Consider the following 11363-nt stretch of genomic DNA (forward strand, 5'->3'; position numbering starts at 1 on the left):
TCTTTCTCTTCAAAAGTAAAAAGAAATAAAAGCGGTAGAGTCTGTAGGCTGGGGATGTGGCAGTTCTATTTTCCTGAGACTAAACCAATAAAAGTGTATAATTAGTTACAATAGTCAATGTCTGAGATGGGGTAATCCAGATGAGTGCAGCAGTGGATTTGACGAAGCGAGTTTCAGGATATCATCTGGGTGAGCAATTATACTGTGGTTCCAGAACCCTAGTTTATCGAGCCATTCGAGAAACAGACCAGATTCCGGTTGTCATTAAACTATTAAATCGAGACTATCCCAGCTTCAGCGAACTGCTGCAATTCCGCAACCAGTACACCATAGCCAAAAATCTACGTTTGCCTGGAGTCGTTGAACCCTACAATTTGGAATCCTATCGCCACAGCTATGCCCTAGTAATGGAGGATTTTGGCGGCATTTCTCTGCGAGACTACGCCCAAGAAACCTCGCTGACTCTGGCACAAATCTTGGAAATAGCCATTCAAATAACTGACATTCTAAACGGACTGTACCAAAACCGAGTCATCCACAAAGATATAAAGCCAGCTAACGTCCTCATACATCCAGAAACTAAACAAGTCAAACTGATTGACTTTAGCATCGCCTCCCTACTGCCGAGAGAAACTCAAGAAATTCAAAATCCCAACGTCTTAGAAGGAACCCTCGCCTATATTTCTCCCGAACAAACTGGAAGAATGAACCGAGGCATCGACTACCGCACCGACTTTTATTCTCTGGGAGCCACATTTTACGAACTGCTGACAGGAAAACTGCCATTTGAATGTGACGACCCGATGGAGTTGGTTCACTGCCATATTGCCAAACAGCCTCCTGCAATAAACAGCAAAGAAATCCCGCAGGTGGTTTCGGATATGGTGATGAAGCTGATGGCGAAGAATGCCGAAAAACGCTATCAAAGTGCCTTGGGATTGAAGTATGACTTAGAACGGTGTTTGCAGCAGTGCCAAGAAACTGGAAAGATTGAAACATTTGAGTTGGGAACGCGGGATATATGCGATCGCTTCCTGATTCCCGAAAAACTCTACGGTCGAGAACGAGAAATACAGCAACTTTTAGAAGCCTTTGAACGAGTAGCACAAGGCAACAGCGAAATGATGCTGGTTGCAGGCTTTTCCGGCATAGGAAAAACCGTTGTGGTTAATGAAGTTCAAAAACCCATTGTCCGACAGCATGGCTATTTCATTAAAGGTAAATTTGACCAGTTCAATCGCAATATTCCCTTTTCGGCATTTGTGCAAGCATTCCGCGATTTAATGACACAATTGCTCAGTGAAAGCGATCTCCAACTCCAAGCATGGAAAACCCAAATTTTAGCAGCCCTTGGTGACAACGGACAAGTCATTATTGAAGTCATTCCCGAACTAGAACGGATTATCGGGCAACAACCCCCAGCCCCAGAATTGTCAGGGAGTGCTGCTCAAAATCGGTTCAATTTACTGTTCCAAAAATTTATCTCTGTTTTTACCACAAAAGACCATCCCTTAGTGATGTTTCTGGATGATTTGCAGTGGGCTGATTCAGCATCTTTAAAGTTGATGCAGTTGCTTATAGGTGAATCCCAGTCCAGTCACCTGCTACTAATTGGAGCCTATCGAGACAATGAAGTTTCCCCTGCTCATCCCTTAATGTTGACTTTAGATGAAGTCACAAAAATCGGGGCAATAGTCAATACCATTACACTAGCACCTCTGGCTCGAACCAGTTTGAATCAATTAGTAGCAGATACGCTGACTTGTTCTCCTAAGTTAGCAGAACCGCTGACTGAATTGGTGTATAAGAAGACAAAAGGAAACCCATTTTTTGCGACGCAGTTTCTCAAGGCGTTGCATCAAGATGAGTTGATTATTTTTGATGTTAAAGCAGGATATTGGCAGTGCTGTATTAGCAAAATTACCGAAGCAGCACTGACGGATGACGTAGTTGAATTCATGGCGCAGCAGTTACAGAAATTGCCAGTAGAAACTCAGGAGGTTTTAAAATTAGCCGCTTGCATTGGCAATCAGTTCGATCTGACAACATTAGCAATTGTTTCGGAAATCTCGGAGACGGGAACGGCAACGGCTTTGTGGAAAACTTTACAGGAAGGTTTTGTTTTACCTCAGAGTGAGATTTATAAATTTTATGTAGGGGAAGAAGAAAATATCGATCGAGGTACTTCTCAAACAGTTGTCTATCGCTTCTTGCACGATCGCGTCCAACAAGCCGCTTATTCTTTGATTCCGGAAGAAGAACGCGCGCTCGCCCATTATCAAATCGGGCAACTGCTGCTGCAACAAATTTCAGCAGAAGCTAGAGAAGAACGCATTTTTGAATTAGTCAATCAATTAAATTACGGCACGACGCTGGTTGTCGAAAAAACAGAACGAGACGATTTAGCACAACTCAACCTGATTGCTTGCCGCAAAGCGAGATCGGCAACTGCCTATCAAGCAGCCCGCGAGTATGCCACAGTGGGGCTGCAACTGCTGGGAACAGACGCTTGGGAACGGCATTACGAAATGACCCTATCCCTGCACGACTTAGCTGCCGAGGTGGCTTTCTTGGCCGGCGATTTTGAGCAGATGCACCAGTGGATTGAAGCAGTGATTCACCATGCCAAAACACCTTTAGAACAGGTGCAAGTTTATCAAGTTAAAATCCAGGCATTGGTAGCCCACAATAAATTTGTCGAGGCGATCGCGATCGGTCAATCAGTCTTCCAAATGTTGGGTGTGAATCTGCCAGATGAACCAACCCTAGACGATATTCGGCAGGTGAAGCAAGAAATTGATGCCTTAATTGAGGGTCGCTCCATTGAGTCATTCATTCATCTGCCGAAAATGACCGACCCTCAGCAATTAGCCATTATGCAAAATGCGGCTCGGCTGACACCCGTCTGTTATATGTCAGGAACAAAGCTCTATTTCCTAGTCGTGGCGCTCCAGGCCAAGTTGTCCATTCAATTTGGCAATAGTCCGGTTTCCGCTTTTTGCTACGTGGGTTACGCCTTCCAACTGAGGATGCTGTGGGGCGACATGACAATGGTGCCTCAGTTTGGGCAATTAGGATACCAACTCGCCTTAGAACCCGATGCCAAAAACATTCGAGCCGCAACCGCCATGTTAATGGGGGCATATGTGGGTTCTTGGACGATCCACCTGCAAGAAACGCTGCCGATTCTTCTCGATGGCTATCAAGCTGGATTAGAAACAGGCAATCTCGAATTTATGGGCTACGATGCCCAGTTGTACTGTTTCAATGCTTATTGGTACGGTCAACCCCTCCCTGAACTCGAACCGCAAATTCGCGCCTATTACCAACAGTTGTGCGACCTCCACCAAGTCACAGCAGCAAACTGTGTGTTGGCCTACTTGCAGGCGGCTCAAATTCTCTTGGGTCAGTCAGAGGACGAAATTCCCTTACGCCAGGATGACTATGAAGAAGAAGTCCTGGCTCAGGCAAAAGTCGATTTTTACCGACTATCCTTCTTCTACTTGTATCGATTCACATTGAATTACTGGTTGGAAGACTTTGCTAAAGCAGAACACGATGCCGCTCAAACGCGACACTATTTGGCTGGAGGGATGGGAAGTATTGTTGAACCGATCTTCTACTTCTATGATTCTCTAAACGTGCTGGCCACTCCTGGTGAATCGATGTCCCAGTCGGAGCCGCGATGGCAGCGAATGGAAGAAAATCAAGCCAAGCTCAAAGACTGGGCAGATTATGGCCCTATGAATTACTTGCACAAATATCATTTAGTTGAAGCCCAAAAGCATCAACTCCTCAATTGCAAAACAGAAGCTATCGAATTTTACGATCTAGCAATTAAAGGAGCCAAGGAAAACGGTTATATCCAAGAGGAAGGATTAGCTAACGAACTCGCAGCAAAATTCTACTGGGAGTGGGGCAAAGAAAAAGTCGCCGCCAGCTATATGCAGGAAGCATATTACTGTTATGCCCGTTGGGGAGCTAAAGCCAAAATTGAAGACCTAGAACAACGTTATCCCCAATTACTTCTACCTATTCTAAATCAGCCCAAACTTCGCTTTAATCCTCTAGAGACGCTGGCAACGATTACCCACTCTTCGCAGACTTCCAGTAATAGCAGCACCAGTATTTCCGATGCCCTAGATTTCGCATCTATTGTGCAAGCTGCTCAAGCTTTATCCAGTAAAATTCAGCTTGATGAATTACTCGATACCCTCAACCAAATTATTTTGAAAACGTCTGGGGCAGAAACTTGTGCTTTGCTGCTCCCCCATGAGAAGGAATGGCAAATCCGGGCAATAACTCACATCAATCCAGATAACCAACCACCCACAACCCTGCTGCAAACCCAACCTCTAGATGGCTCGGCGGTGATTCCGCTCAAGCTGGTTTATTATGTCAAACACACCCTGGAAACTGTGGTTATTGAAGGTGGCAAGACCGATATTCCGGGTTTAATGAATGACTGTACGCTCCAGTATCACTCTCAGAGTATGCTATGTACTCCGATTCTCGATCGCGGGAACTTAGTTGCCATACTTTATCTGGAACATAGCTCGACAAAAGGAGTGTTTACTCGCGATCGCCTCCTCATCCTCAACTTCCTCTGCACTCAGGCTGCCATTTCCCTAGAAAATGCGCGATTGTATCAGCAAGCCCAGGACTACGCTCACCAGGTGGAACAATCTCAACTGCAATTAGTACAGAGCGAAAAAATGTCGGCGTTGGGGAATTTAGTAGCCGGGGTTGCCCATGAAATTAATAATCCAGTCGGATTTATTTCTGGTAATATTCATGAAGCGATCGCCGCCGTCAAAGATATTACAGAATACTTGCAACTGTATAAAGAAAAATTTCCCAGTCCGGGTGAGGAGATTGAAGAAAAAGCTGAAGATAGCGATATCGAATATCTCTTAGAAGATTTACCCAAAATGTTAACTTCGATGCAAATCGGGTGCGATCGCATTCAAGGTATCAGCACCAGTCTTCGTACCTTCTCCCGCTCCGACAAAGATTACAAAGTTCCTTTCAATATTCATGACGGAATTAACAGTACGATTTTGATTCTCAAACATAGATTGAAAGCGAACGAACAGCGTCCAGCGATTGAAGTTGTGAAAGAGTACGGGAACTTGCCATCAGTTGATTGCTTCCCCGGACAATTAAATCAGGTGTTTATGAATATATTAGCCAATGCGATTGATGCACTGGAAGAATCAAAGCGGGAACCGAGTTTAGAGAAGACTAAAGCCCCAGCCCATTGCATCACGATTCGGACAGAAATGAAGTCTAAGGATTGGGTGAATATTCGCATTTCTGACAACGGGCCAGGGATATCAGATGAGATAAAAGGTCATATTTTTGACCACTTATTTACAACTAAAGGTGTGGGTAAAGGCACGGGATTGGGTTTGGCGATCGCGCGGCAGATTGTAGTTGAGAAACACGGCGGTATGCTAGAAGTCTACTCAACTTTAGGTCGAGGTACAGAATTTACCATTTCACTGCCATGTTGATTATTACCTAGGTAATTTATAGCCAATTTTTGGATTTTTCTGGAAAATTAAAAGTTTTTTACACCCCACTTTACAATTTATAGTGAGCGATAACTTCGGCCAAATTATTGATACTTCCGTTGCACTAATTTATAAAGGAATCTCGATCGCAAATTCCGTACCTTCTCCTACGGTGGAACAGCAGCTCAAGGCTCCGGCGTGTTTTTCCGCGACAATTCGGTAACTGATGGCTAACCCCAAACCCGTGCCTTTTCCCATCGGTTTAGTCGTGAAAAACGGATCGAACAATCGGCTCCGCACGTCTTCTGTCATGCCGATCGCATTATCGGCAATGCGGATGCAAATACTATTTTCGTTCAGGGCTTCTGTGCGAATCCTAATAGTTGGTTTCCAATCGTCGCCGCCGGCCGCAGATCGCCTTTTTTGGTTGCAAGCATCTTCCAAAGCGTCAATACTGTTGCTAAGCAGATTCATAAATACCTGATTGAGCTGACCTGCATAACATTCTATTAAAGGGAGTTGACCGTAATCTTTGATTATTTTTATTTCTGGATAGTCGCCTCTGGCTCGGAGTTTGTTGTGCAATATTAAGAGGGTATTATCTATGCCTTCGTGAAGGTTAGTAAGTTTTTTTACCGAGTCGTCTAAACGCGAGAAGTTTCGCAAACTCAGAACTATTTCGCGAATGCGATCGGCTCCCATTTTCATCGAAGATAATATTTTTAGTAAATCTTCTGTCATAAATTCTAAATCGATATTGTCAATACATTGTCGAATTTCTACCACGGGCTGAGGATAGTGTTTTTGGTAAAGTTCTACAAGCTGCAACAAGTCTCGGATATATTGGGTGGCGTAGGAAATATTGCCGTAGATAAAACTGACAGGGTTATTAATTTCGTGAGCTACTCCAGCTACCATTTGACCGAGACTTGACATTTTTTCGGTATGAATTAGGTGAGCTTGAGTTTCTCGAAGTTCTTTGAGAGCGATTTCTAGCTGCTGGGCTCTGTTGTTGGCGATCGCCTCGGAGAGCCGCAAAGCATCCTCGGCTGCTTTGCGCTCTGTCATGTCAAAAATGGCGCCGTTGAGGGATAAAACTTCACCGTCTGCGTTGAAAAGGGCTTGACCTTTCTCTGCAACCCACCGCACATTTCCGTCGCAGTGAATTAGGCGATATTCGATGATGTAAGGTTGTTTTGTCTTAATAGCCCGATCGATAATTGTCTCGATGTGCTCAGCGTCATCGGGATGAACTATACTCGGAAAAGCCTGCACCGGTTTTTGCATAAAGTTAGCTGCGGGATAGCCAGAAATAGCTTCGATGCCACTGCTGATAAAAGTTAGGCTCGATCGCCCAGCAGCACTGCATCGGTAAACCGCACCGGGAATGCTAGAAACTAATGACCTAAATTCTTCTTCTCTTTCTCGCAAAGCTGCCTCAATCCGCTTGCGTTCGCTAATGTCGCGAGCAAACGCGCACTGATATTCTTTGCCGTTAAATTCCAAATGGTTGATGGTAATTTCTACCGGAAAAATGCGACCGTACTTAGTGAGGTGGTGAACTTCAATATTAACCGAACCGCAGCGTTTTAAGACTTTCCAGTGCAAACTCCAAGCAGTTTGGGGAAAATCTGGATTGATGTCGTGCACGGTCATCGAGAGCAATTCTGCTGCAGAATATGCCAATGAAGTGCAAGCAGCGTCGTTGACGTACAAAAATTTACCGTCGGGCCCGATCCAGAATATCGCATCTGCCGATCGGTCGATCGCAAATTGAGTCAGTTGCAACTTTTCCTCAACCCGTTGGCGATCGGCAATTTCTTTTTCTAACTGTTCGTTAAGCGAATTGAGAGCTAAAGTGCGATCGACAATAGTATCTGAAGCGTAAAGATCGATCGATTGTTTTGGCAATTCTCCTTTCTCGATATCATGCTGGTGCTGATTTTCTTCTACCTGTTTTAACGACTGTTGTTGAAATTTTTCTCTTTGATTGAAACCAGACTCGGCAAGTGCTTTCGGCATCAGGGCGAGGGCGACTGCGGCTAAAAGCCAAGAAATCAAAGCACTTGTAGCTTTGAGAGTTACCGACAGCCAATATATGGAATGCCAAAGCGTCCAAACTTCTGTCAATTTAGCCGCGCCCCAGACAAAAAAAACAACGGCAAACACCCGGAAAATCCTGCGGTGAGAACCTTGGCGGGTAAAATAAACTAAAGATAGGGCGATCGAGCAATAAGCCAGTGCCGTCAGCGAGTCAAAAACAGCGTACAGTCGCAACTCCGGCACCGCATTGCACCCGAGTGCCGAAGATACAGCAAGTGGTGAAAAAAAAATTGTTAATTGTTCTTGCATGAAGTTCAAGAAAAAAATTATCTGTACCAATGCAAATCCGATCAAATCTAATTATTTGATTTTGGCTAGTGAAATATTTACATAATTATATACTTTTTTCATTTTTTCTGAAACCGCTATTTTTTCAGCGAATGTCAAAACTGTCGAGGTTTGGCCCCGCGAACGAAGCTTTATCCCAAGTATGAGCAATGCCGATCGTCACTGCTCGCAACGCTTACGTTCCTCGCAGTGAGGGAATAGATAGGTTCGCCTCCTTATGGCTTCTGAAACATTTAAATTTTTAATGATCGTTATTAAGTTTGCTTTTAGATGACTTAAGCTGTGAGCCTGGGGTCTTAAACCCCAGGCTCTCTCATGGACTAGCAGACTTTTAAGGCAGAGAAAATCTCAATTTATGCGCTCGAAATCCACACTTAAGCGCCGCCCAGCGCCCAATGCACCAAAGTCCGAACTCCAAAACCGGTAGCCCCAGGGCCATTGTAGCCATTTTCTTTGTCACTCCAAACCGGGCCGGCAATATCTAAATGCGCCCATGCAGTATCCTTTACAAACTGCTTCAAAAATAGCGCCGCCGTAATCGAACCGCCGGGACGCGGGCCTGTGTTTTTCATGTCGGCGTGCAATGCTTTCAAGCCCTCAAAATATTTTTCTTCCATCGGCATTCGCCAAAATTTTTCGCCTGCCAATTCTGAGGCGGCGACTATTTCGGCGGCGACGCTATCTTGAGGACTCCACAAACCCGCGATATCGTCGCCTAAAGCAATTACGCAGGCCCCGGTTAGAGTTGCTAAATCGACAATCGCGTCAACTCCCAATTTATCAGCAAATACCAAAGCATCAGCCAGGGTTAAACGGCCTTCTGCATCGGTATTGTTGACTTCAATTGTTTTGCCGTTGGAAGCTGTAAGGATGTCTCCAGGGCGCATGGCGCGGCCGCTGATCATGTTTTCAGTGACGGCGCTGATAAAGTGAACTTCCACATCGGGTTTGATGTGTCCGATCGCCTTTGCCGCTCCCAAAGTAGCGGCAGCGCCGCCCATATCTATTTTCATCATTTCAATGCCGCTGCCCGCACCTTTGATGTTCAAACCCCCAGAATCAAAGGTCAATCCTTTGCCCACAATAGCTATTTTGCGGCGCGGTGTGCCTTCGGGTTTGTAAGTTAAATGGATGAATTTTGGTGGTAAATCCGATGCTAGGGCTACGCCGAGAAAGGCTCCCATGCCTAGTTTTTCACAGTCTTCCCGCTCCAATATTTCTAATTCTAAACCGCATTCGGCAGCCAGACTTTGAGCAGTTTCTGCCATGGTAATCGGGGTGACAAAATTTGCCGGGGCTGCGACTAATTCCCGTGCTAAAATGACTCCGGCAGTGATTTGGCGGGCGCGGGCGATCGCACTTTCGGTACCGGCAAAACCGAGCAAATGAATTTGTTCGAGTTGCGGGCTTTTGTCTTCATGTTCCGATTTGAAACGGTTGTCTTGATTCAAGGAGAGTTCTACACCTTCGGCGATCGCGCTTGCTGTAACATCCGGTGCGTTTTTCCACACCGGAAAGCTAATTCCGAGCGTTTTGCATTTCTCTTTTTTGGCTAACTTGGCGCAAACGCCTGCTGCTTGCCGCACGGTGTCTAATTTTAAGTCCTCTGTTTTGCCCAAACCGACGATCGCAATTTTGCGAATGGGATTATTGCCGCCGACACGGGTGATGGCGCTCGTGCCCACTTTGCCCTTAAAATCTACTTCCAGTAGCAGCTCTTTCAAAGTGCCTGCCAGCTTTTCATCTAATTGTGCCAGATCGCCCGTGAGTTCCAGGGCGTCCTCAAATAGACCAATTGCCAAGGCGTCTCCGGTCCAAACAGAGCGGGGCGTATCGGTGACTAGAAATTCCATGTTTTGATTTAGAGTTGAGATTTTAGACTTTAGATTGTACTTTTTGACACCCCCCCGGCCCAAGCGCGAGGGATTCTAGCGGTTGTCTAAGACGAGGCTGAAGCCGTCGTCAAAGACGCATCACCAGTTAAGGGACTGTCATTGACCCCATCCTCTGAATCAACGATTTCCATTGCAGATACCGCTTTCTGAAGATTCAAAGGACACGCAAATCCTACCCACTGCCCAATATTTTGCGAAGCGTTCCAGTCCGCGTTACAGCGATACCCATCAAATCCTTTGAATTGGTGCTTGACTCGTTTGCCGATAACACCATTTCGATGATCCGATTTACTGGTATAGGGTGCCGGCACCGACTCAACGGGAACACCTGCACGAATCGCTTTATAGCGGGTGAAGATTTCAAGCTGATAGAACGCCCAAGCATCTCGGTTCTGAGCTGCATCCGATTTGGTTTTCTTGCGTTGCTTTGAGGTACTTCTGATTTCAGAAAGATCCTCAAACCGCAATCCCATTCCGAAGTATGAAGCAAACTGAACCAACTGCCTAGAAATCTCGTGATTGATCTGCGTCATGATGCGACGCTCACGCGATTCTAGCTGCTTAACCTTTTTCAGCTTTTTCGCTTCTTGGAGAACCTTACGGGTTTCCTGAAACCGTCGTCGGGCGGCTTTAACTTTGCGACCATTCCAGAATTTGCCGAAGGAGTTGGGCAGTGCTGCGACTGCAATATTGTTTTGTCCTCGATCGACTCCAATCCAACCTTTAACATCACCTGCATCGGGAACTTCCATCGATACAGAAATGAGTGCATACCAAACACCTTTTTTGGACTTGCATAGCTTCAGACTGCCTAATTTGGCAGAACCTTCGATCGCTTTATCCAAAACTTCGGTATGCGAGGCGGCATGAACATCAAGAGGAATTCTTCCTTTCCGCCCTCGATAGAGACTGAAAGAGACAGTGAATAAATTGCCAGACTTGAGAACCTCATAACCTTGGTTGTTCACTTCAAGCCACATTTGCTTAAAGTGCTTCACCTTAGTTTTTGCATGGGTGTTCCGAATGGTTTGATTGATCCACATCGATCCAATCTCAATATGTCTAAACGCGGCACTCGTCAGCTTTTTACGCTCCTTGTTGTCAACTGCCAGCAAATCATTTGCAACAGCCGTATTGACGGCGGTTAGCCGCTCAAATTCAAGTGCTTTGCAGGCATTCAACCTGTGAAACGGAAGCTTTAACGTTAGTGTTAGCTGAGCCATATTAAGAACGACCTTAACTTGACCTGTTAATTGTATCCTGCAAATAGTCGTAGGATATGAAGAATGGTTAAATATCCGACCCATACTGCGGGAAGACAGCCTGTGGTTAGCTTTCCTCTCCCGGCCCCAGCACGGAGGCTCTAAGCATAAGTTTTGGTAGTTAGTGGTTTGTGGTTTTTCGTTGGTGCGGGTAAATAGATCGATCGCACAAATTTTCCGCTCCACATCAAAATAAATTCTGCTACTATATCAGCCAAGTCCGCCTGCGATCGGATCTTGCGCCAATCTCAATAATCTGTTTTGGGGTCGGGCCAAACGGCGCGCCCCACTCTTAACAT

4 protein-coding genes are annotated in these 11363 nt (G+C 45.6%); 1 reads left to right on the plus strand and 3 read right to left on the minus strand.

Features of this window, described 5'->3' with window-relative positions:
- Positions 1-140 precede the first annotated feature (140 nt).
- Entirely contained in the window at positions 141-5516 is a 5376-nt protein-coding gene (locus QUB14_RS01865) for an AAA family ATPase (RefSeq protein ID WP_333213949.1), read from the plus strand.
- A 129-nt stretch (positions 5517-5645) separates the two neighbouring features.
- On the opposite strand, the gene QUB14_RS01870 is transcribed toward QUB14_RS01865, so the two are convergent.
- The 3 genes from QUB14_RS01870 to QUB14_RS01880 all read right to left on the minus strand — a co-directional run bounded on the left by QUB14_RS01870 (position 5646) and on the right by QUB14_RS01880 (position 11025).
- On the minus strand, positions 5646-7868 hold the full coding sequence (locus tag QUB14_RS01870; RefSeq protein ID WP_333213951.1) for a PAS domain S-box protein: 2223 nt from the start codon (positions 7866-7868) through the stop codon (positions 5646-5648).
- Positions 7869-8281: 413 nt separating this feature from the next.
- Entirely contained in the window at positions 8282-9760 is a 1479-nt protein-coding gene (locus QUB14_RS01875) for a leucyl aminopeptidase (RefSeq protein ID WP_333213953.1), read from the minus strand.
- Between the two features lie 86 nt (positions 9761-9846).
- Positions 9847-11025: a transposase gene (locus QUB14_RS01880; RefSeq protein ID WP_333213955.1), complete on the minus strand. Its 1179-nt coding sequence runs from the start codon at positions 11023-11025 to the stop codon at positions 9847-9849.
- Positions 11026-11363: the final 338 nt, after the last annotated feature.

The organism is Microcoleus sp. B3-D2 (assembly GCF_036705345.1).
Lineage (GTDB): Bacteria > Cyanobacteriota > Cyanobacteriia > Cyanobacteriales > Microcoleaceae > Microcoleus.